Annotated in this window: 22 protein-coding genes and 1 tRNA gene; 5 read left to right on the forward strand and 18 right to left on the reverse strand. The window is 42.5% G+C overall.

Annotated elements, in window-relative coordinates; genetic code table 11:
* Positions 1 to 185: 185 nt before the first annotated feature.
* Positions 186 to 1,622, reverse strand: coding sequence for a polysaccharide pyruvyl transferase family protein (locus B5F87_RS11575; protein WP_158097034.1), 1,437 nt, complete (start codon positions 1,620 to 1,622; stop codon positions 186 to 188).
* 160 nt (positions 1,623 to 1,782) lie between these two features.
* Positions 1,783 to 3,519: an ASKHA domain-containing protein gene (locus B5F87_RS11580; RefSeq protein WP_158097035.1), complete on the reverse strand. Its 1,737-nt coding sequence runs from the start codon at positions 3,517 to 3,519 to the stop codon at positions 1,783 to 1,785.
* A gap of 263 nt (positions 3,520 to 3,782) precedes the next feature.
* Here B5F87_RS11580 and B5F87_RS11585 point away from each other — a divergent pair, with 263 nt between their 5' ends.
* The gene (locus B5F87_RS11585; protein ID WP_158097036.1) at positions 3,783 to 4,337 is read left to right on the forward strand and encodes a TIGR00730 family Rossman fold protein; all 555 of its coding nucleotides are present in this window, start codon (positions 3,783 to 3,785) and stop codon (positions 4,335 to 4,337) included.
* A gap of 71 nt (positions 4,338 to 4,408) precedes the next feature.
* On the opposite strand, the gene B5F87_RS11590 is transcribed toward B5F87_RS11585, so the two are convergent.
* From B5F87_RS11590 to cbiQ, 4 genes are all read right to left on the reverse strand, one after another.
* Positions 4,409 to 4,774, reverse strand: coding sequence for a cobalt transport protein CbiN (locus tag B5F87_RS11590; RefSeq protein ID WP_087281204.1), 366 nt, complete (start codon positions 4,772 to 4,774; stop codon positions 4,409 to 4,411).
* A 96-nt stretch (positions 4,775 to 4,870) separates the two neighbouring features.
* Positions 4,871 to 5,605: an energy-coupling factor ABC transporter permease gene (locus tag B5F87_RS11595; RefSeq protein WP_087281206.1), complete on the reverse strand. Its 735-nt coding sequence runs from the start codon at positions 5,603 to 5,605 to the stop codon at positions 4,871 to 4,873.
* A 33-nt stretch (positions 5,606 to 5,638) separates the two neighbouring features.
* Positions 5,639 to 6,508 carry an ATP-binding cassette domain-containing protein gene (locus tag B5F87_RS11600; RefSeq protein WP_087281208.1) on the reverse strand — a complete coding sequence of 290 codons (870 nt, stop codon included), beginning with the start codon at positions 6,506 to 6,508 and terminating at the stop codon, positions 5,639 to 5,641.
* 69 nt (positions 6,509 to 6,577) lie between these two features.
* A complete protein-coding gene (gene cbiQ / locus B5F87_RS11605; protein ID WP_087281210.1) occupies positions 6,578 to 7,417 on the reverse strand; it encodes a cobalt ECF transporter T component CbiQ in 840 nt (279 codons plus the stop codon).
* Positions 7,418 to 7,864: 447 nt separating this feature from the next.
* Here cbiQ and B5F87_RS11610 point away from each other — a divergent pair, with 447 nt between their 5' ends.
* A complete protein-coding gene (locus tag B5F87_RS11610) occupies positions 7,865 to 8,293 on the forward strand; it encodes a BlaI/MecI/CopY family transcriptional regulator (RefSeq protein WP_087281212.1) in 429 nt (142 codons plus the stop codon).
* A gap of 123 nt (positions 8,294 to 8,416) precedes the next feature.
* Here the strand turns inward: B5F87_RS11610 and B5F87_RS11615 are convergent, their stop codons facing one another.
* The 6 genes from B5F87_RS11615 to B5F87_RS11640 form a co-directional block, all read right to left on the reverse strand.
* The gene (locus tag B5F87_RS11615) at positions 8,417 to 9,574 is read right to left on the reverse strand and encodes a hypothetical protein (RefSeq protein ID WP_087281214.1); all 1,158 of its coding nucleotides are present in this window, start codon (positions 9,572 to 9,574) and stop codon (positions 8,417 to 8,419) included.
* A gap of 108 nt (positions 9,575 to 9,682) precedes the next feature.
* Positions 9,683 to 10,369 (reverse strand): response regulator transcription factor, encoded by a 687-nt coding sequence (locus B5F87_RS11620; protein WP_158097037.1) that lies wholly within the window; start codon positions 10,367 to 10,369, stop codon positions 9,683 to 9,685.
* Between the two features lie 116 nt (positions 10,370 to 10,485).
* Positions 10,486 to 11,652: a hypothetical protein gene (locus B5F87_RS11625; protein WP_087281218.1), complete on the reverse strand. Its 1,167-nt coding sequence runs from the start codon at positions 11,650 to 11,652 to the stop codon at positions 10,486 to 10,488.
* A gap of 69 nt (positions 11,653 to 11,721) precedes the next feature.
* Entirely contained in the window at positions 11,722 to 13,092 is a 1,371-nt protein-coding gene (locus B5F87_RS11630) for an ATP-binding protein (protein ID WP_087281220.1), read from the reverse strand.
* The gene (locus B5F87_RS11635) at positions 13,080 to 13,754 is read right to left on the reverse strand and encodes a response regulator transcription factor (protein ID WP_087281221.1); all 675 of its coding nucleotides are present in this window, start codon (positions 13,752 to 13,754) and stop codon (positions 13,080 to 13,082) included. Before B5F87_RS11635 ends, B5F87_RS11630 begins: the two co-directional genes overlap by 13 nt.
* A gap of 347 nt (positions 13,755 to 14,101) precedes the next feature.
* On the reverse strand, positions 14,102 to 15,307 hold the full coding sequence (locus B5F87_RS11640) for an AI-2E family transporter (protein WP_087281223.1): 1,206 nt from the start codon (positions 15,305 to 15,307) through the stop codon (positions 14,102 to 14,104).
* 207 nt (positions 15,308 to 15,514) lie between these two features.
* Here B5F87_RS11640 and B5F87_RS11645 point away from each other — a divergent pair.
* A tRNA-Lys gene (locus B5F87_RS11645) sits at positions 15,515 to 15,587 on the forward strand.
* Between the two features lie 200 nt (positions 15,588 to 15,787).
* Here the strand turns inward: B5F87_RS11645 and B5F87_RS11650 are convergent.
* The gene (locus B5F87_RS11650; RefSeq protein WP_087281224.1) at positions 15,788 to 17,431 is read right to left on the reverse strand and encodes a D-alanyl-D-alanine carboxypeptidase family protein; all 1,644 of its coding nucleotides are present in this window, start codon (positions 17,429 to 17,431) and stop codon (positions 15,788 to 15,790) included.
* Between the two features lie 201 nt (positions 17,432 to 17,632).
* Between B5F87_RS11650 and trmB the strand changes: the two genes are divergently transcribed.
* Both trmB and B5F87_RS11660 read left to right on the forward strand, forming a co-directional pair.
* Positions 17,633 to 18,343: a tRNA (guanosine(46)-N7)-methyltransferase TrmB gene (gene trmB / locus B5F87_RS11655; protein ID WP_343215760.1), complete on the forward strand. Its 711-nt coding sequence runs from the start codon at positions 17,633 to 17,635 to the stop codon at positions 18,341 to 18,343.
* Between the two features lie 98 nt (positions 18,344 to 18,441).
* Positions 18,442 to 19,062, forward strand: a complete 621-nt coding sequence (locus tag B5F87_RS11660; protein ID WP_087281226.1) for a flavodoxin family protein — start codon at positions 18,442 to 18,444, stop codon at positions 19,060 to 19,062.
* Positions 19,063 to 19,152: 90 nt separating this feature from the next.
* Here the strand turns inward: B5F87_RS11660 and serS are convergent, their stop codons facing one another.
* From serS to B5F87_RS11685, 5 genes are all read right to left on the reverse strand, one after another.
* On the reverse strand, positions 19,153 to 20,436 hold the full coding sequence (gene serS, locus B5F87_RS11665; RefSeq protein ID WP_087281228.1) for a serine--tRNA ligase: 1,284 nt from the start codon (positions 20,434 to 20,436) through the stop codon (positions 19,153 to 19,155).
* A gap of 87 nt (positions 20,437 to 20,523) precedes the next feature.
* Complete coding sequence (locus tag B5F87_RS11670; protein WP_087281230.1) at positions 20,524 to 21,438, reverse strand: diacylglycerol kinase family protein; 915 nt, start codon at positions 21,436 to 21,438, stop codon at positions 20,524 to 20,526.
* A gap of 38 nt (positions 21,439 to 21,476) precedes the next feature.
* Positions 21,477 to 22,655, reverse strand: a complete 1,179-nt coding sequence (locus B5F87_RS11675) for a CaiB/BaiF CoA-transferase family protein (RefSeq protein WP_087281232.1) — start codon at positions 22,653 to 22,655, stop codon at positions 21,477 to 21,479.
* 148 nt (positions 22,656 to 22,803) lie between these two features.
* Positions 22,804 to 23,592 (reverse strand): type I 3-dehydroquinate dehydratase, encoded by a 789-nt coding sequence (gene aroD, locus B5F87_RS11680; RefSeq protein WP_087281234.1) that lies wholly within the window; start codon positions 23,590 to 23,592, stop codon positions 22,804 to 22,806.
* Between the two features lie 14 nt (positions 23,593 to 23,606).
* Positions 23,607 to 24,173 (reverse strand): shikimate kinase, encoded by a 567-nt coding sequence (locus B5F87_RS11685; RefSeq protein ID WP_087281237.1) that lies wholly within the window; start codon positions 24,171 to 24,173, stop codon positions 23,607 to 23,609.
* Positions 24,174 to 24,365: the final 192 nt, after the last annotated feature.

Genomic DNA, 24,365 nt, shown 5'->3' on the forward strand with positions numbered 1-24,365 from the left:
CTATTCTGTAGATTTGTCGGGACGCCTGCGGGCTCCTGTACATTTTCCACAGGCTCCCGGCGTCAGAAAATATTAATAGTAAAATATATAACAACAGAGAAGGAGCTTTCCCGGCCCCTGCCTCTGGTATTAACGATTCCGGGACACCTGCCGCATCCCGTCGCAATTATTATATCACTGAAATGTTAACGCTTCATGAAAGATTTTATTTTATAAAGGCGGCTGTTTTTTATCTCCGCCAGCTCCCTTTGAAGCACTTCCTTCTCCTTATTTAAAGAAGCGATCTTCTTACTCTGATTATCCGCTGTTTGGAGAGTTTCCATACTTTCCCGGCGGTATTTTCCGAAATATTCTGCCAGACGCCGCTCCTGCTGTAACGTGCCGGCTACCGGAAACGGATGAATGAGTCCCGGTTTCTTCAATTGCGCATTCATACGGTCAAAAGGCGTGTCCGCTCCACTGAGCTGTTCCCGGGAAAGCCGCGGCACCTTATTGACGTCCAGAAAATCAAGATAATGACTCACACGATCTTTATGTCCTGTATGCAGACGGCTGTAATCTGCCTTCTCATACATGTCGATCACATCCATTCCGTCTTCAAGATCACCTGCTGTTATACACGGGATATGATGAAAATCCGCCAGTTCTTTTACTCTGCAGTCCCCCGCATAAATATAACACGGAACACCAGCAAGAACCGCGGCAATATTTCCGTGAATACGGCTGCCAAAGTTAAAATCCTGCTGACTGAGAAAATTGAACCAGGAATCAATATCCAAAACCCCGACGATCCGGTCATCCTGCATCATCGGGTGATCGAAATGCATAGGATAATCTGCCGGAATCTTATCTTTATTCTCCTCAGTAAAATACGGTTCTCCTACGTAGACCGTTCTTATCTCCTCAATCACCTGCGTAATAAAAACAGAATGGTCAAAACGTTCTCCCTGCTCCCGCAGGAAAGTATACAGATTCTCCGGCAGACCTGCTTTAAAATTCATGGTCACCTTTGACTTTGGAGAGAGCTCCGTCTGCTTCGGTACCGGAAGAGCATCTCCAAACATATACAGTGAGGGACATCCGATGACAGTGAAATCCTTCTCCGGACGGAACCCTTTCTGTTTCAGATATTCTGCTGTGATCTCACCCCTCACGCCGATGATGGAAGACTTCTCCAGAACCGCCCGCACAAAAGCTGTGGATTCCTCATCATGAAGAAAAGTCCATTTATTCGACTTCAGGCTTCTGGCAAGTCCCACGCCCACGACCACACAAGGGATGGTCAGACGCTTCACAAGGTCTGTGAGCATTTTCAGTTCTTTTTTAAATGTGGTGCGGAAGGCATTGGCCAGCGGAATCAAAAACATATCATATTCCGCGTTCCATCGTTCCACCTGTTCCTCTGAATATATCAAATCTGTCCTTATGGTGGTAATCTCTGTATCTCCCGTCATCACTGCCCGCGCCAGGCTGGACTGGAAAATCAGATTACCGGTGTTGTTTCCAATAAGATTCTCTATGAGGATCTCGGAAATGGTACGTTCTTCCCCAAAAGGCATAGCCGAGCGCATCAATATTTTTTTCACATTTACTCCTTTCAGATACCGCCCTACCGCCGCCATGTCCCTCTCCGGCATCTGCAGGTCTCTGTGCGGTATTTTCACTTTTGTGTTATAGATTATTACATAATTATTACACGTTAATTTATTATATATTCAAACCCTGGAAACTGCAAGAAAAATCGAGTGTATACAGCTTCTATTGCTTATATCTTTGCCTTTCTCATCTGAAATTCATATTCATTATATACTGCTCCATGAAGTTCTGGTTGTCTGCCAGTTCAATGTGCGTACTGTTTGCCCGTATCTTCTGCAGCTTTCTGCGGAAGGAAGAATCCAGAAGCAATGCCTGTACCCCTTTGCCAGCGCCGTTGCCGACAGACAGGATCTTTTCTCTGGCTACAGGCGGCAGCATGCCAATAGAAAGAGCATTATCGATATCTATGTAGTTGCCGAAAGCGCCTGCCAGTATCAGAGAATCCACATCATCAGGCGTCATGCCATACTCTGCCAGCAGAGTCATACAGCCGGAATAGATAGAGCTTTTTGCAAGCTGAATCTGCCGGATATCCTTCTGGCTAAGATAAACTGCGTTTTCTCCATCCGTAAAAAAGAATGCCATATTATATTCTCCCACTTCCCGAAGTCTCTCACAGAGACGACTTCCCGGATGTGTCTTTTCATACTTCTCAGCGGAAAGCAGAAGACCTGTTTCATCAATGAGTCCCACCTTCCGGAGCTCCGCCACAGCGTCGATGACAGCAGAACCGCATAATCCTGCGGGACTGGTATTTCCAATCACTTTCAGTTTGACCTCATCACCATCAATGGAGATTGTTTCAATGGCTCCCGCGGCGCCTCTCATACCACAGGCAATATTTCCTCCCTCCAATGCCGGCCCGCAGGCAGTGGATGCAATAAGAAATCTGTCGTAGTTTCCCACGCCTATTTCCCCATTAGTTCCAAGATCTACCATGATATATTTTTTTTCGTCCTCTTCCAGCGTCAGCAGGACAGCGGCCGTGTCTGCTCCCACAAAGCCTCCCAGCAGCGGCAGGAATTCCACCACACCCTCCGGCGCAATGTTTATACCCGCCTCTTTTGCGCTGCTGACGACCGGTTCCGCCGTGATATTAGCAAAGGGTCTCACGCCAAGATTTGCCGGATTCAGCCCGTAAAACAAATGCTGCATGGTGCTGTTGCCACAGATAACCATATGGTAAAGATTCTCCCTGATCTGCGGATTCTCTTCCATCGCCTCATCAAGCATCCCATTGATCGTTTCCTGAATGAGCCGCTGTAATTCTTCAAGATTCTCCGGACACTCCCGGGCAAAAGCATTTCTCGCTATCACATCGGCCCCATGAATAATCTGCTTATTAAGCCCTGACTTTGTTGTCACAAGATGATTATTTGCCAGATCATAAAGATAGCACACGACGGTGGTGGTTCCTATATCAACTGCCGCTCCATAACAAACATTTACCGTGTTTCCCTCCTGTACGTCGATGATTCTGTCCTCATAGTATACAAAAGTACATCCTTCAAAATCATAATCCGCACTGAACGCAGCAAACTTCCGCATGACCGGAATGCCCGCACACGCCAGAAAAGAGCCGCTGTGTTCCGGCATGAGCTCCTCTTTTCTCTGATACACCTTCCTCACGGACGGACAAAAACCAACGCCGGACAAACTGCTTTTTGTGAGAACATTTCCTTCATGAATATAGTCATTTTCTTCCAGATACACCTCCTCATCCTGCCGCACTTTCTCCCTGCAGGCCAGAACCTCCGTCAGTACTCCGTTTCTTTTCACTTTAATCTTACATTTACCGCAAGTACCCTTTCCTCCGCAGACCAGATTAAGCGGATAACCTGCTCCGGCGCATGCCTGAGCCAACGTTCCCCTCTCCACAAAAATCTCTGTATTCTGATTCATAAATCTTATATGATATCTCACATTCTGCCTCCTTCTTTTCAGATACTTACTTCCTGTCATCTTTTTTCTGTTATTATACAATGGCCGTCGTATTTGTAAACTTCCTGATTAAAATATTTCCAGATTTCACGGCTTTTCTGCGGACGGGCAAATATATGAAAAATATATGTTTTTCATGAAAAGACTTTGTCTGCTGTTGTTTTTCATTCTTTTGAATGGTATAATTTTAATACATATATGCTGAATTTGTTTTACAGACAACAGCAGAAATGGAGGTCTTGATTATGGGTAAAATGACCATATGCGTATACGGAGCCGCCAGCGATAAGATCGACTCTGTATTTATCACAGAAACAGAAAAGCTTGGAGAAGAGATTGCCCGTCGTCACCACCAGATTATATACGGCGGAGGCGCCAGCGGAGTTATGGGCGCCTGTGCCCGCGGCGCCGCGCGGGAAGGCGGAACCGTCATCGGCGTTGTACCAAACTTTATGGATGAATTTGAAATCATCAACAAAAACTGTACGGAAATTATCCGTACAGAAACCATGAGCCAGCGGAAAGATGTCATGGAAAGCCACGCTGACGCTTTCGTCATTGCTCCCGGCGGCATTGGCACTTTTGATGAATTCTTTCAGATACTTACATTGGTGGAACTGGGAAGGCAGTCTGCGCCAATCGCAATTTACAACATAGACGGCTACTATGACGACATGATCCTTTTCTTGAAGGAATGTACCGAAAAGGGATTTATCCGCGAGCGGGCACTGACCCTTTTCCGGGTGTGCAGCACAGCTGAGGAGACCGTAGACGCCATCGAGGAAATGATAGAACAATAATTGAGTTTCATAAAATGAATAAAAATCCGGCGGCTGTGAAGGCCTCCGGATTTTATTTTGTGGAAAATGTATCACGCCATGTCCGTCTTGGCGTTCTGCTCCACGTTATTCCCTTTATTCTCTTTCTGCAGTTTATCCGTCCATTTTTTCCGTTCCACATAACGGCCCAGCACAAAGGCAACGATACCGACGCCTATACCTGTCTGCACACAGAATATCATACTTTCCACTTCTCCCGGAAGCTCCCCGCCCAGAGCATTTTCCAGCACCGGTGTGAACCAAGGCTCATATTCTTTTCCCTGTATCTCGGAAATCATCTGGCTTCCCGCGTCATCTGAGCCGCCAAATTCAGCGTTGCGAAGCGCAAATAAAGGTACGATGGCGATCAAAACCGCAATGACCAGCAATATAATCACTGTTTTTGTATTCTTACTCATTTTATACTCCCCTTTCACCGGATTCCGATCATACCAGCCCGGAAACCGGATGTATTCTTAATTATTTCAACACACATCAGAATTATCTCTTATATGTTAAAAGCTCAGACTTTTCAGTTCATTTCTGGCATATGTCTCCAGCGCGATCACAATGACAACCGTAAGAATACCTTCAATGATTGCCAGAGGCACCTGTGTGGTGGCGAAGATTCCAAGGAATTTTATAACGGAAGCTCCGAATCCGCCAACCTCAGACGGATAAGCGATCGCCAGTTCCACGCTGGTTACACAATATGTAAACAAGTCTCCCAGGAAAGCGGCAAGAAAAACTGTCACTTTTTTATTCACATTCATTTTTATTAACAGTTTATATACCGCATAAGCCAGGATCGGTCCCGCGATGGCCATGGAAAAGCAGTTGGCGCCCAGAGTAGTCAGCCCGCCGTGAGCAAGCAGAACAGCCTGGAATAACAGAACAATGATTCCGAGTATACTGGTCACACAAGGGCCGAACAAAATCGCGCCCAGTCCTGTACCGGTCATATGAGAACAACTTCCGGTTACAGACGGAATCTTCAGAGAAGAAAGTACAAACACAAAGGCTCCTGTCAGAGCAAGAAGCATCAGCGTTCTCCTGTCCTCTCCCAGCGTTTTCTTAATATTAAGCAGACCAATCACAAGAAATGGGATACAGATGACCATCCACAAAATGCAATGAGCCAGCGGAAGGTATCCTTCCATGATATGCATGGCGTTTGACACAGGCGCCACCGCGATCATAACTAATAGAGCAAACCCCAGGATACTCAGCTTTTCTTTTCTTTTTAACATCATTTTCTCCTCTTTTCCTTTATTTTTACCTGATTACAGGCTTTTCATCATTGTCTCAAATTCCTGCACATTTTTCGGATACAAATCTCCGTCAGGAACTATCCCTTTTTCCCTCAAAATATCATAAACATCAAATAATACCGGATGCTTCAGATTAGCCTTTTTCAATATCTCTTCCTGCTTAAATACACGAAGCGGCGTATCGTCCGCAATCACTTTTCCCTGGCAGAACACGATCACCCTCTCCGCCCAGCGATAGGCAAAATCCACATCATGGGTTGACAGAAGAATCGTCCTGCCCTCCTGCCCCATTTTGTGGAGAACCTCTTCCAGCATCTGTGCATTGAGAGGATCCAGAGCTGCCGTCGGTTCATCAAAAATAATCACCTCCGATTCCATGGCGATAATATCCGCGATACTGACACGTTTCTTCTCTCCGCCGCTCAGATAATGAGGAGGCCGATCCCGGAACTCTGTTATATTCATATAATCAAGAGCCTTGTCCACCCGGCGCAGCACCTCTTCCCTGGGAAGCTTCAGGTTCATGGGTCCAAAAGAAACCTCTGCCATAACCGTGGAAGCGATAATCTGATTATCCGCATCCTGAAACACAATACCTACATTCTTTCGCAGATGATTTAATCTCTTTTTTGTGATTTTCTCTCCACGATAAAATATCTCTCCCTCATGAGGCTTCAGCACACCGTTGATATTCAGAAAAAATGTCGACTTTCCCGCTCCATTGGACCCCAGCACAGCAATCTTTTCACCTTCATAAATCTTCAGATCTACACCGTTCAGGGCATGCTTTTCATCATTATAGGTAAAATGCAGATCCCGTACTTCTAAGATAGGGGCGTCCGTTTCCTTATGTAGTTCTTTTTTCTTCTTAAACAAATTCATCTTGTTTCACACTGCCTTAATCTGTCCAATTTTTTCTTAAATTAATGCTGATTCAAAAACGCGGAAATCTTAACAACTTCCGGTCAGAATCCTGATTCCCAACAGAACCAGGACAAACGCCGCTGCCAGCACAACCTGTTTCCCTTTTACCGGTTTCTCTTCTTCCAGAAAACGCAGCTCGCCATCATAGCACCGTGACTCCAGAGCATTATAATAATCATTTCCCCGTTTCAGTGACACAATCAGCAGATTACTGGCCACCTGTCCAAAAGAATAGCAGGAAGTTCTGAAATCCACATATCCAAGTCTGGATTCCGCCGAATTTTTCATCCGGCTGTGCGTTTCCATCATGATAAAAATGTAACGGTATATCATGTTCATCAATTCCACGATCACCTTTGGAACATGCGCTTTTCTAAACACTGTAATGAGTTCCCCCAGAGGCGTCGTCAGCGTCATCATATAAAGAGCTCTCACAGCTCCCAGAGCCTTTAATATAAGCTCCGCCGCCCGCAGAAGACTATAATCCGAGCAATATATGTAAAACAAATGAAACACTCTGAACTGATACTGTCCCACCGGCTCCAGTGAAAACCCTGCGGCGATGGCAATGCTTCCAAATATTAAAAACACTATAGGGATGAGCATCATAGAAATATAATGGTGAAAAGACAGTCCCCCGATCACCACCGTAAGATATCCCATTACCAAAATCACCACTGCGGAAACATAAATATTGTCCAGTATAATGCACAGCAAAAGGCTTATTATGGCAAATACCACCTTAAAGGACGCATTCCATTTTCTTAAAGCAGACGCATAGGCAAAATAATCCACTGACAAAATCGAACCGCCGTGTTTGTGCCCGAATCCTCTCTGCCCATGTCCGCCTCCGGATATCCTGTTCATTCTTTTCTCCTGTTCTGTAAATATGTTTTCATATTCATTTTTAAATAAAATTATGGATATAATAGAAAATAGAAGTTAAATAGATCCTGCTATATACAAAAATGGAGATAACAGGCTGTAAATAAAATGATTTCCTAAAATAATTTTCCCATTTGAAATTATCGTAACCGATACTTATTCTCAATTACTTTTACAATTATAGCATATCAGCCTGACAAGTAAATGGAAAATATTTATCATTTTTAAACAAAACAGACAATTTAGTATAGTGTATGTATGAAAAAATTTTAACTCTTGACTTTTCTATAGATAAATATTTTAATAAAACAAATGGTTAATAATTTTTTAATGTTTATTTCATTGAAAAATTGTTTATACTAGTATATTATAAAAACACGTAATAAAAATCCTATTATAATTTCATACCTAGAAGGGATTGGTAATCACATGAGACAAAAAATTAAAAAATTAACAGACAGCGAAAAACAGGTTCTTGACCTTCTCTGGGACAGCGAAGAACCTCTCACTTCAACGGAAATCGTAAAATTATGTGCCGGCCGCACATGGAAGCCGAGTTACATTCATATTATGATCAACTCCCTGCTGAAAAAAGAAATGATCAAGGTAGCAGGCTTCAAAAAGACAACAAAGAACTATGCGCGTACCTTTGAACCGACCATGACAAGAGATCAGTGGAGTCTTTTCCAGGTAAAACAGGAACAGAAGTCCGCATCATCAGCTCTGTCTCATCTTTTTACCGCGCTGGTGGAAGAAGAAACCGACGATGAACTTCTGAAAGAATTATCAGACATTCTGGCAAACAGACGCCGTGAATTAAAAAAACAGAGAGAGGCCGATTCCAATTCTGACCAGTAATTTCTCTCATTTTTTTATAAATATAAAAGTCAAAGGCAGCAATCAGAATTCTCTCTGATTTGCTGCCTTCTTTATCATTCTGATATTCTCATTTTTTATGATTTATCAAATGCCTTCTGTTTTCTATTTTTTTCCCCTTATCCCGGAGATCACCGACCGAATCGGGTTCCTGCCGGCTGACGGTTTTTCCTCCAGTTTCTTTTTGCAGGCTGCCAATTCCTTCTTCATATCCTGAATCTGGGACTGAAGTTCCCGGTTCTCCTGACGGAGCTGAACGGTCACATGACCGATGAGAGTGATAATATCCTTCTCCATCTCAGTATGGTCAAGAACCCATTTCTTATTTTTGGAGAAATCCATATCAAACAGGTCTTCGTCTTTACCGAAGTATTCCTGCATGAGCTTCCGGTTGCCTTCCCGGTACTGCTCCATGAACTGGCGGGCTTCCTCAGAGGAGAACATGGTCTCCCCTTTTAAATCTGTATGATTGTCCGATATGGTCCGGACAATTCTCTTAAAGAACAGTCTGTCTCCCTTGTTCATTTTAAGCATATTGAGAACTCTCTTTATTTCATGAGAATTACCAAAAAGACTGTTATTTCTCTTGCCCTCTGAAATCACAAAACGACTGTCATATTTTACGCCCAGCGCTTCCATAAAATCTTCATAGATAGAACCGTTCTTGAAATACTGCCGGCCGAAACGTCGGATAATGACATTTTCTTTTCCGAAAACAGCCTCAATCTTTTTGACGGCGCTGTAATAATCAAACTCCAGCTGGGAAGGATCACTGACGAACTCTTCCCAGGAAGAAGTAGAATAAATTCTTCTTCCTACCTTCACCTTCTGTTTCCACCAGGAATCGGCAAGGCTGTCCTGTCTTCTGAGATAAACGATAATTTTAACCCCGTATCCGTGTTCTTTCGCCTCTTTCAGAATATTCTCCCAGATATAATCTTTTCCTCTCCGGAAAGCTGCGCTCCATGTGGCTTCCTCTGACAAAATGACATTATCAAACTTACGGAAATTATCAAGAACCATATCCATACCCTGACGGAAATACTTCTCTTCCTCCAGTTTATTTCTCTTTTCCGGCTTGCTGGAAGAAACCCATCCAAGAAAAGAACCATTTCTTGTAATGCTCACGCCTTTAAATTTGTGGGGAAAAATCGGATAACAATATCCCTGTTCCTCCAGAATCTTTTCATTCTCATCGCAAAAATGCTGCAGAGAGGTGGTAGCCGTCTTAGGCGTTCCTATATGAACATATAAAGTTTTCATCTTGCTGACCCTTTCTTTTTCATCATTTTCCCCGCTTTTATACAGAGAATTAAATTATAAATAGATTATAATTTAATTTCTCAAAATTGCAAACTATAAAATCTATTTTTATGCCGTTTCCTTCACCGGCAGTTCAAAATAATATCCCATACCGTAAGCCGTATGAATATAATCGGAAGCTCCTTTAAGCTTCAGTCTCAATTTCTTCACCAGAGAATCCACCACCCGGTCGCTTCCTTCATAATTAATTCCCCACACAGCCGTAATAATCTGGTCACGGCTCTGAATGGCATGCTTATTGCGCATAAAGAAAGATAACAGCTCAAATTCCTTTATAGTAATGTCGATATATTCATTATCTACCTTCAAGGTTCTTTTATCCAGATCCAGTTCAAGGATTCCCTCTTTAATAAAATTATCCGTCCCATAGACCCTTTTTATGATAGCTTCTATCTTCATTTTTAACAGAGGGAATGAAATCTCACCGGATACACATTCGTCCGCTCCCATTCTGTACGCCATGATCTGCAGTTCCGGTTCCTCATTTTCCATAAGAACAATGACCGGCACATCACAAAACGCACGTATTTCTTCCAGAATCTCACATCTCTTTTTTGCACAAACATTATTATCCAATATGATCAGATGAATACCTGTATTATTCTCCGCATATATTTCCATTGCTTTTTCCCCGTCAGAAGAACACAATACGTTGTAGTCATTCTCAAAAAATCTGCAAAACTCTTTAATGTACTCCACGTTTTTTTCCATTAAAAAGATGGTATTACGTCTCATAATTACGTCTCCTTTCATGGATTTTCAATGTATACTCAGTTTTTATGTATTTTTTTCAAAGCGACTCATACTTTCTCTCTTAAATTCTGTGTTACCAACTGACTCATGGGGATATACTAATCTTGTCCATCCTTTTTCGCTGAGGAAAGAAAAGATTTTAACGGATTGGTCTTTTTTTCCTGCAGTTCTTTCAAAACCTTTTTATTCCGGACCATCTCCTTCTCCATTTCCCCCATTCTCGTTTTAAGTTCCTTATTTTCTTCTCTGAGTTCCACAATGGCTCTTCCCATAAACAGGATTATATCTTTCTCCATTTCTGTATGGTCAAGAACCCATTTTTTATTTCCGGAAAAGTCCATATCAAATAAATCTTCATCTTTTCCAAAATATTCCTGCATGATCTTCCGGTTGCTTTCCCGGTACTGCTCCATAAATTCCAATGCTTCCTCCGAAGAAAACATAGTCTCAGACTTCAGATCAGGACGCTGTTCAGACATTCCTGCAGTAATTCTCCGGAAAAATGTATTATCTGCATTTGACAGTTCCGGCAAAGTATTGAGCACTCTCTTAATCTCATGGGCGTTGCCCAGAAGACTGATATTTCTCTGTCCCTCAGATACAATGAAACGACTGCTGTATTCCATTCCTAAGGCATCGACAAAATCTTCAAACAGAGAACCATTCTTGAAATACTTTCTGCCAAAGCGACGGACGATCATATTTTCTTTGCCGACAGCTTCTTCTACCAATTTCAACGGCCTGTAATAATTCATTTCCGGATTAACCGGATTCTTCACATACTCTTCCCATGAAATAGTAGAAAATAAACGTCCGCCGACTTTTATTTTCTGATTCCACCAGGAATCTGCCATCCCATCCTGTCTTCTCAGATAAACAATCACCTTTACGGCATAGTTATGCTCACTCGCCTCTTTCATGATTTTATTCAGAAGCTCCGGTTTCTCTCCCTTAAAAATCACACTCCAGATACCCTCGTCTGACAAAATAACATTATCCGCCTTTTTAAAGCTGTCCAGCACAAAATCCATACCCTGACGAAAATACTGTTCTTCCTCCAGAAGATTCCTGCTATCGTCCTCATTGTATGCTCTGTGTGCGAGGAAATGAGCATTTCTCATAATATTGGTGTATTTGAATTTATGTGGAAATATCGGATAACTATATCCTTTTTTCTCAAAAATCTCAGCGTTCTCTGTACAGAAATGCTGAATAGAGGTGGTACCTGTTTTTGAAGTTCCTATATGAAGATATAATGTTTTCATTCTCTGACCTCTTTCTCGTATCCCTTTAAATAATCTTTTTTACTTTAATACATCAAGATTAAAGTAAAATTAAATTCTCTCAGGAATCGTCAGATAAAAGGTACTTCCTTTTTTCTCCTCACTTTCCACCGTAATTGTTCCGGAATGAATCTCCATGATTCTCGCTGTTATGGAGAGTCCCAGTCCAAATCCTTCTGAGTTTCTCGCTTTATCGGCCCGATAAAATCTGTCAAAAATGTGTTTTTTCTCTTCCTCGCTCATTCCCCTTCCATAATCCCTGACCATCAGTTCCACCGCGCCGTCCCTTTTCTTCAGAACTACATCCACGACAGAATTCTCGTAACTGTATTTTAATGCATTATTAATGACATTTCGTATGGCGGCCATGATCAGCCCCACATCCACCCTGGCCTCCGCATTCTCCAGCGAAAGACGAAGATCAATATTTTTCTCATCATGAAGCTTTTCATTATCACAGACTTCTTCCACAATATCCTTCACATCGACATATTCAAAATCTATACGTATTCTATCCTGATCAAGACGTGCCAGCTGTAAAATCTGTGAAATAATATCATTGGTTTTTTTTACCTGCCGTTCAATCAGAGAAATCGCTTCATCAAATTCTTCTTTGTTATTAATATGCTTTCTCGCATACTGGCACTGCGCCATGATAACAGCCACGGGCGTTCTCAGTTCATGAGTCACATCAGAGGAAAACTGTTTCTGTTTTTCAAACATTTCCTCCAGCCTGTCCAGCATCCTGTTATTGGCCTGGGCAAGAATCTCTATCTCACGAAACATTCCATCATATTCTATTCGCTTGGATAAATCTTTTTCCAGACCGATTTTCTCCGAAGTATCGCAGATCTGCCTGAGTGGAACCACTATACGTCTTGAAAAAACCGATGCCAGAACAGTAGCGATAAGAACAATAGCAGCTGCGCATATATAAGAAGCATATTTCAAAGTCCGGTAACCGCTTGAAAGATTACCTCTGTTCACCATGCTTCTGATATACGCTACCACCCTTGAATTACCGTTTTCATCGCCTTTTATAATCGATCGATCATAAATATAATATTTTACCCTTCCGCATCTTACTTCCCGGACCATTTTGGGTCTGGGCTTTAATTTCTCCAGTCTCTCATCCGGATAAGTACCCTTGACCAGATTCCCCTCGGCGTCAAGAATCACTTTGACTATACCTTCATCCTCATAAACGAAATCATCAGAAACTCTGATCTCTCCCTTTTTTTCCTTGATATTGATATAATCATATCTGGATTCCTTTCGAATCTGCTTTTTAAAATCAGATTCAATAGCCACATTTGAAAAATAAGTAATAAACAGCGCCATCAGCACTGCCGCCGCAAATGTTATCCCTATAAAATGCATAGAAATGTATCTTGCAATGGACATCTTCTTCATTCGTCGCATTTCAGCATATACCCTACCCCTCTGACTGTCTGAATCAACTTCTCATCGAAACCTTCGTCAATCTTTTTTCTGAGATACCGAATATACACATCGATAACATTCGATTCACCATTATAATCCATATCCCATATGTTCGATTCAATCTGCGCTCTCGTGAGAACAATGTTTTTATTGCGAATCAGGCATTCCAGAATCGCATATTCTTTTGGAGACAAAGATATTTCTTTTCCCTGTCTTGTTACCTGTCTCGTATTGACATTCAGGCTTAAATCTCCACATGTATATATATTTTCTCTCACTTCAGGCTTCCTTCTTACGATCACCCTGAGTCTTGCCATCAGTTCATCAAAAGAAAACGGCTTAACCATATAGTCATCTGCCCCGATATTGAGCCCGAATACGATATCTTCCACACTGTCACGAGCGGTTAAAAATAGCACAGGAGTCTCAATTTTCATTTCCCTCACTTTTTTTAATACTTCAAATCCGCTCATCTTCGGAATCATCACATCCAGAATAACTGCGTCATAATCTATACTCATCATAAATAATACGGCATCCTCACCATCGTAGCATGAATCGACAATATAGCCTTCCGCTTCCAGATTCTTCACGATTATACTGTTCAAATCCTTCTCGTCTTCCACAACCAGCAGCCGCATATCGTCCTCCATATTCATTTTTATAAAAAAAATACTATATTATCTTCATTTCAGATACCTTTTATATTATCCCATAATCTTGATGAAATAAAGTTCTTTTTTAAACAATACCGTAAGAATCATCCACTTAACAATAACATACAATATATTAAAATGACAAAATTGAGGATTTCATGAATTTTTCAGAAAAAATCCGCTGGAATATTCAAAGAAAAAGTTTCAGCAATAAAGGTATATGGAAATGTCTGAATCAAATTGTAAAAAGCTTTGATGAAATCTGCCGTACACTCAATGACCGGTAAAAAACGGAGGAGATGCAACATCTCCTCCCGCTATTATTTAACATTTTATTTATATTCCTTCATGTCGTTATTGTTTAAAACTTCGCAACACTTTCGGTCTCTCAACGCTTTTTTCATGATTCTTCTTTCAATCATAAGATTCAACAGATACTGAAGGACCGCCACAACAGGCACGCCGAGAAACAGACCGAACACTCCCAGATAGACTCCTCCCAGCGTAATAGCAAACAAAATCAGAATAGGGCGCAGCCCCGTAGAATCTCCCAATATTCTCGGCGCCAGAATCCATCCGTCAAACTGCTGCAGGACAAAAATCATCACCACAAACATAATCCCATATTTCAGTCTGATCGCCGCCAGTATGCACACGCCCGGCACTGCGCCTATATATGGACCAAAATATGGAATCATATTGGTCACACCCACTATAACACTGATCAAAAGCGCATACGGCAGTCTCAGAAATGTCATCAGCAGAAAACATAGAATTCCCACAATCAGCGCATCCAATGCCTGCGCTGTTATATATCCGGTAAAAATCGCATTACATTTTTTTACGACCCCGATCATCTCATCGACACGTCTCTCCGGCAGAAATGCATAAGATATCCGCTTTACGGAGCAAAATATCAGTTGCTTGTCAAATAACAGATAGATTGATACGACCACGGCAATCACAATAGTTATAAGCCATTGTATCACCGCCACCGACACCGAATACATCCATGGAATGATTTTGGACGCCAGTACCGTTGACAATTCCATCATCTTCGGATACATATTTTCAATCAATGTATGGACAATTCCATTATTCAAAAATTCAAACTCTGCAGCTATATTCAGAAGCCACCCGGAAAATGCTGTATACATTGAAGGAATTTTTCCTGACAATTCTGTCAGACTGGAAATAATCTGCGGTATAATATATATCAGACATACTGCTGCCGCTCCCAGCACCACCACATACGCCAGCGCAATCGCCAGCATCCGGCTCTTTTTTCCCTCTTGTACATGAAAAAATCCAGGCAGTATCTTCTCATAAATAAAATCTACAAGAGGATTCACAATAAACGCAATCAATATTCCCACCACAAATCCGGACATACTGGAGAGAAAATGTTTTATTATCTTCAATATATCATCCCAGTGAAAAATAAGCCTGAAAATAATGCAGGCGGCAAAAATAACAAATACCGTATAAATACAAATAGTAAAATATCTCTGATTGGACCGGAAACGATTATTATTCACAGTACATTTTACCTCCTTCCCTCCCTTCCCTTTTCATCCCTGTCTATATCATTTACATCCTTCACCAAAAATAAACAGCCTCAGAAAAATTGTACTGAAAAAAATACTTAAAAAAAGTAAGAAAAAAGAAAAAAAAGCTTGCATTTTTTTCGATTCTCATATATAATGTTCCTTGCGTTGAAAAGTTCGCAACAATTTCAAATGCAAGGGCTTTTAGCTCAGTTGGAAGAGCACCTGACTCTTAATCAGGGTGTCCAGGGTTCGAGCCCCTGAAGGCCCACTTAAAAGCACTGTTTTTGATGGCTTGACCATTGGGGACGGTGTTTTTTTGTTGTCTGTCACAGAAATCCCGTGTATATATGCCATGAGTTTTACACAAAAACCGCCAGCACGCAATACCGGTTATTAACCGGTATCGAGGTGCTGGCGGTTTTCATTACATGTTATATTATGTTTATCTGTACTTCTGTTTATTGTTACTTATCTCTTCTTCCCGGAACGTCTTTTTCTGGAGGAAGAAGTTCTCCCGGCGTTCTTTTTTCCGGATGAATTTCTTTCTGTGCCTGCCCCGTAACTTCCGCTGTTTCTGGTATTGGAAGAAGCATGTTTTTTCTTTCTCTCCAGTATTCTCTGCTGTCTTCGCTTCTCTGCCTGCCTTCTTCTCAGGAAACTAATAAGAATCGCCAGAATAATAACCACCACAACGGCACGAACGATATAGTTAAAAATTTTACTTGGGGTCATCCGGTCTTCATCCACCGGAGCAGTCTCTAGATTATCGTCCGCACTTCCGCTGCTGACATAACTCTGAGCAGCTTCTGTATTCATATCATAAGTAACAGGAACCGCCGCTATTACATTTTCTCCTGATAAAACATTAATATATCCAATTCTTCCCGCATGTATATCCTCATCCAATACAAACGAAGCAGTCAGAGCAGAATCGTCAAAATCCTTTTTTACAAGGAGATAGTAGTCAGAAGGAAATGTACATCCCAATCTCTGAATATTTGTCAATTTATCATCGGAAATGGAGGATTCTGCATCCAGAGCCCCATTTAAATCAAAAGATGACAGCGGAGTAATTCCTTTTACTTTCTCAAATCCCCACTCAAAGAGTTCAGTGGTATCATAGTAGCTGCTGTCCGCGCCATAATCTTTCAGGATAACGCATATAAGTTCCACATTATCTTTTCCGGCGTAAGTGACCAGAGTATTTAAAGCAGCCTGCGTATAACCAGTTTTAGATCCTTTGGCGTATTCATAGTAATAATCGCTGTTCTCCCGGATTATCTTTGCGTGATTCCATAATTCCAGAGTATCTGTCAGCGTGTCGCTTTTTTTCAGAGTATGGCTGTCTGCCTCGGCTATGGTCCTGAACTCATCATATTTCATAGCCTGCTGAAGAATCAAAGCCATATCGTGGGCGGTTGTATAATGATCCTCATCCGGCAGACCATGGGGATTGGTAAAATGTGTTCCGGTACATCCCAGTTCAGCCGCTCTCTGATTCATCAGCTCAGCAAACGCTTCATTGGAACCGGAGATATGCTCGGCTAAAGCAGAAGCCGCCTCGTTGGCGGAAACCAGCATCAGAGCATATAAAGTATCTTCCACGGTCAGTTGAGCGCCCACATTGATTCCGGCACTGCTGCTTCCCGGTTCAATTCCATTGACCGCTTCATTGGAAAATGTAACAATATCATCCATAGAACAATTTTCTATGGCCAGAAGCGCTGTCATCACTTTGGTTATGCTGGCGGGGTATTGTTTGGATTCCTCATCTTTACCATAAAGTACAGCGCCGGAGGCTGCATCCATGAGAATCGCTGATTCTGCTGTGATATCCGGCGCTCCTTTCAGATTATCCACACCGTATGCGGCAGCGGAAGAATTATCTGAAACTGAACTTCCGGCAGATGCATTTTCTCCGTTGTCAGCCGCTTTGGCAGACTCCGTATCTGACTCGACAGACTCCGTATCTGTTTCGCCTTCAGCGGCACTTTCTCCCTGGGTAGCTGCTTCTGCCGCAGCATCTTCCTGAAAAGAATATTGTGCATGTACAGGAAGACAGACGGAAACACTCATAGATAAAGCCAATATTAAAGTTAATAGACGTCTCATATGTATAATCTCCTTATTATTTATTTTTCAGTTTATATCTGACGGTTCACAGACCGCCCGCAGACATATTTTCACAATAAAACATTACATTTTATACGGCATACGTACATTGTTTTATTTTATACTATCATTTTGTACGAATCAAGTAAAAAAAAATTGCAAAAATGTTACTTTTCGAGTAGGATGTATAAAGTGATTGAAATGATACATGAAAATAATTATGCGAATGTGAGGATAATCATGCGGTTAAGAAATGTAAAAGGTTCGAGAGAACAGATTGCTGAAAATGAATATGTTATTAAAAATGCAGAGGAAAACAAAGGAAAATGGCGGGAATTCTTTCAGGATGGCAAACCAATCCATCTGGAAATCGGCATGGGCAAGGGACGTTTTCTCATGGAGATGGCCAGACTGCATCCGGAGATCCATTATATCGGAATTGAGAAATACTCCAGCGTCCTTGTACGCGCCCTTGAAAAGATGGAAGAAGCGCCGCTGCCCAATATACATTTTCTGCGGATGGACGCCGAATACATCACAGAATATTTTGATAAAGGAGAAGTGGAAGAAATTTATCTGAATTTTTCCGATCCATGGCCAAAAGACCGGCATGCCAAACGTCGTCTTACCTCCCGGCAGTTTTTATCACGCTATCATGAGATTCTCTCCGATAATGGCAAGGTGATCTTCAAAACAGACAACCGGGGACTTTTTGACTTTTCTCTTGAAGAAGTAAAAGAATCCGGCTGGATTCTTGATTATTATACTTACGATCTGCATCACAGTGAATATCTGCCTGGAAATGTCATGACTGAATACGAGGAAAAGTTTGTCAATCTTGGAAATCCTATCTGCAAAATGGTCATTCACCAGAACGCTGCAAGTATTGAAAACTCTCCTTCTCAGGTGTAAAATAAATCTTCAGAAGCAGTGATAACCTGCTGATTCAGACATATCAACACAATACCGGCAGCCATCAGCGCTGCCCAGATCATTTGGGAGGTATGAACATGAAAGTATTAATGATTAACGGAAGTCCCCGCAAGGGAGGCAATACATCCATCGCCCTGCAGGAAATGGAAAAGACATTTTTAGAAGAGGGCGTCGAAGTGGAAACTGTCCAGATTGGAAATAAAGACATCCGTGGCTGCATCGCCTGTGGGACTTGTGCCTCCAAAGGCAAATGTGTATTTGACGACGTGGTAAACGAACTGGCTCCAAAGTTTGAGGAGGCCGACGGCCTTGTGATTGCCAGCCCGGTTTATTATGCTTCCGCCAACGCAACTCTTATTGCCTGTCTCGACCGTCTCTTCTACAGCACCGGTTTTGATAAGAGCATGAAAGTAGGCGCCAGCGTAGCGGTGGCAAGAAGGGGCGGCTGCTCTGCCACCTTTGATGAACTGAACAAATATTTTACCATTTCCGGCATGCCTGTCGCATCCAGCCAGTACTGGAACAGTGTACACGGCCGTGGTCCCGGAGAAGCCGCGCAGGACGCTGAAGGCCTTCAGACCATGCGTGTTCTCGCAAGAAATATGGCATTTCTCATGAAGAGTATCGCTCTTGGAAAAGAAAAATACGGCATGCCAAAGCAGGAAGACGAGCATATGTTCACAAACTTCATCCGATAATTTTTGCTCAAAAAGGAAGCTGCTGCAATCTCGATACCGGGTTTTGCAGCAGCTATTTTATTTGCCATATTCAAAATAAAGCAGTATTTTTTATTCTGGCTTAATCACAGATTTGCCGCCCATATACGGACGAAGCACTTCCGGAATGTTTACGGAACCGTCCGCATTCAGGTTATTTTCCAAAAATGCGATAAGCATACGAGGCGGAGCAACTACCGTGTTATTGAGGGTATGGGCAAAATATTTGCCGTTCTCTCCGACTACACGGATCTTTAATCTTCTCGCCTGCGCGTCTCCCAGATTAGAGCAGCTTCCCACCTCAAAGTATTTCTTCTGACGAGGAGACCATGCTTCCACGTCAATGGACTTAACCTTCAAATCAGCCAAATCTCCGGAGCAGCATTCCAGAGTACGAACCGGAATATCCATAGAACGGAACAAATCTACCGTATTCTGCCAAAGTTTGTCAAACCACATCGGGCTCTCTTCCGGTTTGCAGACAACGATCATCTCCTGCTTCTCAAACTGATGGATACGGTACACTCCTCTTTCTTCGATACCATGCGCTCCTTTTTCCTTACGGAAACACGGAGAATAAGATGTCAATGTTCTCGGAAGCGTATCTTCCTGCAGCACTGTATCGATGAACTTACCGATCATGGAATGTTCACTTGTACCGATCAGATACAAATCTTCTCCCTCAATCTTATACATCATGGCATCCATCTCTGCAAAACTCATAACTCCGGTAACCACATTGCTGCGGATCATGAACGGAGGAACACAATAAGTAAATCCTCTGTCGATCATGAAATCCCTTGCATATGAAATCACAGCGGAATGAAGTCTCGCGATATCTCCCATAAGATAATAGAAACCATTGCCGGCCACCTTTCTGGCGCTCTCCAGATCAATGCCGTTGAATCTTTCCATGATATCTGTGTGGTACGGAATCTCAAAGTCCGGAACTACCGGATCGCCGTATTTCTGTATCTCAACATTTTCACTGTCGTCTTTTCCAATCGGAACACTTGGATCAATGATATTTGGAATCCGCATCATAATGGAGGTCACTTTTTCTCCGATTTCCGCTTCCTGTGCTTCCAGTTCAGCCAGGCGTTCTGCATTTTTTGTGACCTGCTGCTTCACTTCTTCTGCTTCTTCCTTTTTGCCCTGAGCCATCAGGGCTCCGATCTGTTTGGAAATCTTTTTTCTGCTGGCTCTTAACTCATCGGCCTCCTGCTGTGTCTGTCTTCTCTTCACATCCAGAGCGATAACCTCGTCCACCAGCGGAAGCTTCTCATCCTGAAACTTATTTCTTATATTCTGTTTAACGATTTCCGGATTTTCTCTAACAAATTTTAAATCTAACATACTTTCCTCCAGAGGGTAAATTTACATGTATTATAATAGTCTATTCTCCGGCGATTTGCAAGTTTTATGTTCTTTCACGGCAAGAAATCATTGCTCTTTCTGCGGAGGTATCACGATCCGCACGGCCTTCGGAATCAGCTCCAGATCTAGAGGAAAACTGTCCATGAGCTGCTCGCCATCATAATCTACATTAATTTCCTGATCATCCATATTTTCAATCTGCATATGATTAGTTTGAAAATACTCCACTGCCGGATGATTGACATGATCGCCCTGCAAGATAGACAATAACAGCGGCGTCACTTGAAAAATATCCATTTTTTTGATGATAACCACATCAAACTTTCCATCCGAAGTGGAAGCCAACGGCGCAATTTCCCTGAATCCTCCCACACTTTGACTGTTGGCTACCATAAAAAGAAGAATCTCCTCCTCGAGACTCTTATCATCGCAGGTAAATCTAAGCTTTAATGTTCTGCCAAACTGTTTAGGAAGATCAATGGCCCCTTCCAGATAATAGGCAAGCTTACCCATAGCAGCTTTTTTATCTTTGGCCACCTTAAATCCTATATCTGATAACATCCCGGCAGCTACCACATTGATAAAATACCTGTCGTTCACTCTGCCCGCGTCCACCTGCTTCAGATTAAATTCTTTGATCATCTCACAGAACTCCTTCGGCGTCTGCGGAAGTTTCAGATAATTGGCAAAATCATTGACCGTACCCGCTGAGATCACTGCCACAGGAATATCACTTTTGCTGAGAATAATCCCATTGACTACCTCGTTTAATGTTCCGTCACCGCCTACGGCAACCACAAAATCATATTCTCCGGTTTTCAGCTTCTGCGCCCTGTTGAGAGCGTCATCCTGTTTTTCCGTATAGAAAACATCTATCGTATTGCATATCTGATCCATGATCAGATTACCTGCAATCTCTTTTATTTTATCGTGAAAATTCTGTCTGCCGGATGACGGATTAATAATAAACAACCCTTTCATACTCATCTCTCCTGTAAAGTCTCTGCAAAAATCATTATTTATTGGAGCACGCCTTCTCTGGCGAGAGATTCTATCTCTTCCATGGAATACCCTAATGCCATAAGAACTTCTTCTGTGTCCGCCTGTTCCAGAGTTCTGCCTGCAAATTTGTACTCCACAGGTGATTCTGAGAATTTAAACGGACTTCCAATCTGGCGAATCGTTTTTCCCTCCGCTGCAGGTACATCCACAACCATATTTCTTTCTCTGGCAAGCTCGCCGTTTAAGGCCTCCGAAAGCGATAATACCGGTTCAAAACATGCGTCGGCCTCCCAAAAGATGGACATCCACTCATCTCTGGTTTTCGTTTTCATAATCTCCCGCACTTCATTTTTAATCTCATCGCCGGCCTGGACTCCCTTTTCTATCCATTCCTCTCTGTGTATGACTCTGCAGAAATCAGCAAAGAACTTCGGTTCCAGACCTCCGAAGCTTACATATTCGCCGTCTTTCGTCTCATAGAAATCATACAGTGAACCGCCGTTTAACAGCTCTCCTTCCCGCTTCGGATTCTCTCCTGTCGCCAGTACTCCGGGTCCGCTCATGGCGTTAAGAGCAAACACCCCATCGGTCATGGACACGTCCAGATATTGTCCCCTGCCTGTATTGTTTCTGTAAATTACCGCAGCCAGGATGCTGATTATCGTATTATTGGTTCCGGAAGCAATATCCGCTATCTGGATTCCCATCAACGACGGCCCGTCTTTTTTCCTTCCGGCATAGCTCATCATACCGCTTAAAGACAGATAATTAATATCATGTCCTGCCTTTACAGCCATAGGGCCATCCTGACCATATCCCGTTAAGGAGCAATAGATAATCCCTGGATTAATTGCAGACAGCGTCTCGTAGTCCATCCCCAGCTTTTTCATGACGCCCGGTCTGAACTGCTCTAAAACGATGTCATATTCTCTGATTAATTCCTTTATGATCTGAACCGCCCGGGAATCTTTCAGATTCAATGTGATCACTTTTTTATTTCTTCCGATCTGGGCGGCTGTGGCGGAAATATTCATTCCCGGTACATATGGAGGCATTGTCTGTACCAGATCCGCCCTTGTGCCGGAAGTGACACGAAGCACTTCCGCCCCCATATCCGCCAGATGCATTGTTGCAAGCGGTCCGGGCAGCAATGTAGAAAAATCAAGTATCTTTAATCCGCTCAATGCTCCAGCCATAATATTCTCCTTCTATAATATTGTCTCAAAATAACTCATCTGAAAACAGCCTGTTTACCAATTCTATCATTATACAAAGACATATACAAGTATTTCACACAATCTTTAAATTTTACTTACAAAGCCGCTGCATAACATTTTATATATTTTATAACAGATTTCTGTGAATAGTGTTCAGAATATTTCTGAGTTCCGCTGCGTCCATCTGTCCCGGCGCCGATGCCTGTCCGGCGCTTCCGAATGTAACAGCCGACCCGAAGACTTCTCCGCACAGGCGGCTGATCAAACCGGAACCGGACATGGACATGGTGATCACCGGCGTTTTCCCATGTATCCGGCACATTTCTTCAGTGGCCTGAAGCAAGGTCAGTACATCTTCTTTATTCTGCGGCATCACCGCAATTTTTGCAATGTCAGCTCCAGCCTCCTGCATTACGCACAATCGCTTTATGATGACATCTTTGGACGGCGTCTTCATAAAATCATGATTGGACGCAACTACCTTAACTCCGTGTGCGTGCGCCTCCCTGATCAGATTTGTTATTACTCCGTCTTTGACTTCCGCCATTTTCTTTGTCTCGATAAAAAGCTCCACATCGATCATATCCGCATATCCTGTTTCTATGACAAATCTGTTGAGAAGTTCATAGCTATGTACATCTAACTCTCTCTCTCCGCCTTCCTGCAGTGTCCTGAAAGTAAAAAGAAGAGGCGTTTCTTTTAGAATTTTTCTGAGCCCTGAGAGAATCTCTCTTACCTGCTGCTGTTCTGTGATATCTTTAAACCAATCTCCCCGCCATTCCACAATATCGACGGAAAGCTCCGCTATATTTTCCGCCTGCGCAAAGATCTCGTCTCTTGTTACTCCCACCACAGGCACACAGATTTTCGGCATTCCTTCGCCGATTTTTACTTTTCTGACTATTACTGGATTCATTTGCTTCCCTCCATCTATACTTCCTGCAGTTTCCCGACAATTTCCCGGCAAATTTCAGAGGCAGATTTTCCATCGGTAGCGATGATTATATCCGCTGCCGCCTCATATTTCGGTCTTCTTGCCTCCATCAGCTTAGTAATGTGCTCCACATTCTTAGATCCATTTAATAATGGGCGGTCATCACAGTCTTTCACTCTTTCCAGTATCGTTTCCGGAGATGCTGTCAGAAGGACTACCCGTCCATTCTTTTTCATTTCTCTCACATTTCTTTCTCTCAGAGCTACTCCGCCGCCGCAGGATATAATTACATTTTTTCTTTCCTGCAGATCAATGAGAAGCTGGGTCTCCAGATTCCTGAAATATTCTTCTCCATGTTTTTCAAAAATCTCCGGTATACTCATTCCTTGCTGCTCTACGATCACCTGATCCATCTCTATGATTTCCATGGAAAACGTCTTGTGCATATAGCTGGCAACAGTACTTTTCCCCGCCCCCATAAAACCGATCAGCACAATATTATAATCGAAAATATGAGGGTTGCTCAGCTTTTCATCTTTTCCGTGCATTTCCTTTTCTTTCATGTTCTGTCTCCTTTGCTTCGTCTATTCTAAATTTCCTGTGCAATCTTTGTATCGCTGGTATTTTATCACAAATTTCTTAATATCTGCAACGAAATGGGGCGACTGCACTCCTGACACTTTTTTAAAATTTAATACAAATGTGATGAAATGGTAATGCTTTTACGATATATTTTGGAAGTACTTATTGTTTAT

The sequence above is a fragment of the Eubacterium sp. An3 genome (assembly GCF_002159465.1).
Taxonomy (GTDB): domain Bacteria; phylum Bacillota; class Clostridia; order Lachnospirales; family Lachnospiraceae; genus Anaerobutyricum; species Anaerobutyricum stercoris.

What these genes read in the sequence shown, in the direction of transcription:
- B5F87_RS11670 (WP_087281230.1), bottom strand. Translation starts at nt 21,438, where the DNA reads ATGAAAGGGTTGTTTATTATTAATCCGTCATCCGGCAGACAGAATTTT.
- B5F87_RS11595 (WP_087281206.1), bottom strand. Translation starts at nt 5,605, where the DNA reads ATGTTAAAAAGAAAAGAAAAGCTGAGTATCCTGGGGTTTGCTCTATTA.
- B5F87_RS11650 (WP_087281224.1), bottom strand. Translation starts at nt 17,431, where the DNA reads ATGAGACGTCTATTAACTTTAATATTGGCTTTATCTATGAGTGTTTCC.
- B5F87_RS11620 (WP_158097037.1), bottom strand. Translation starts at nt 10,369, where the DNA reads ATGAGACGTAATACCATCTTTTTAATGGAAAAAAACGTGGAGTACATT.
- serS (WP_087281228.1), bottom strand. Translation starts at nt 20,436, where the DNA reads ATGTTAGATTTAAAATTTGTTAGAGAAAATCCGGAAATCGTTAAACAG.
- B5F87_RS11575 (WP_158097034.1), bottom strand. Translation starts at nt 1,622, where the DNA reads ATGGCGGCGGTAGGGCGGTATCTGAAAGGAGTAAATGTGAAAAAAATA.
- B5F87_RS11615 (WP_087281214.1), bottom strand. Translation starts at nt 9,574, where the DNA reads ATGAAAACTTTATATGTTCATATAGGAACGCCTAAGACGGCTACCACC.
- B5F87_RS11630 (WP_087281220.1), bottom strand. Translation starts at nt 13,092, where the DNA reads ATGCGACGAATGAAGAAGATGTCCATTGCAAGATACATTTCTATGCAT.
- B5F87_RS11635 (WP_087281221.1), bottom strand. Translation starts at nt 13,754, where the DNA reads ATGCGGCTGCTGGTTGTGGAAGACGAGAAGGATTTGAACAGTATAATC.
- B5F87_RS11600 (WP_087281208.1), bottom strand. Translation starts at nt 6,508, where the DNA reads ATGAATTTGTTTAAGAAGAAAAAAGAACTACATAAGGAAACGGACGCC.
- B5F87_RS11590 (WP_087281204.1), bottom strand. Translation starts at nt 4,774, where the DNA reads ATGAGTAAGAATACAAAAACAGTGATTATATTGCTGGTCATTGCGGTT.
- B5F87_RS11685 (WP_087281237.1), bottom strand. Translation starts at nt 24,173, where the DNA reads ATGAAAGAAAAGGAAATGCACGGAAAAGATGAAAAGCTGAGCAACCCT.
- trmB (WP_343215760.1), top strand. Translation starts at nt 17,633, where the DNA reads ATGATACATGAAAATAATTATGCGAATGTGAGGATAATCATGCGGTTA.
- B5F87_RS11610 (WP_087281212.1), top strand. Translation starts at nt 7,865, where the DNA reads ATGAGACAAAAAATTAAAAAATTAACAGACAGCGAAAAACAGGTTCTT.
- B5F87_RS11625 (WP_087281218.1), bottom strand. Translation starts at nt 11,652, where the DNA reads ATGAAAACATTATATCTTCATATAGGAACTTCAAAAACAGGTACCACC.
- B5F87_RS11675 (WP_087281232.1), bottom strand. Translation starts at nt 22,655, where the DNA reads ATGGCTGGAGCATTGAGCGGATTAAAGATACTTGATTTTTCTACATTG.
- B5F87_RS11660 (WP_087281226.1), top strand. Translation starts at nt 18,442, where the DNA reads ATGAAAGTATTAATGATTAACGGAAGTCCCCGCAAGGGAGGCAATACA.
- aroD (WP_087281234.1), bottom strand. Translation starts at nt 23,592, where the DNA reads ATGAATCCAGTAATAGTCAGAAAAGTAAAAATCGGCGAAGGAATGCCG.
- B5F87_RS11585 (WP_158097036.1), top strand. Translation starts at nt 3,783, where the DNA reads ATGGGTAAAATGACCATATGCGTATACGGAGCCGCCAGCGATAAGATC.
- cbiQ (WP_087281210.1), bottom strand. Translation starts at nt 7,417, where the DNA reads ATGAACAGGATATCCGGAGGCGGACATGGGCAGAGAGGATTCGGGCAC.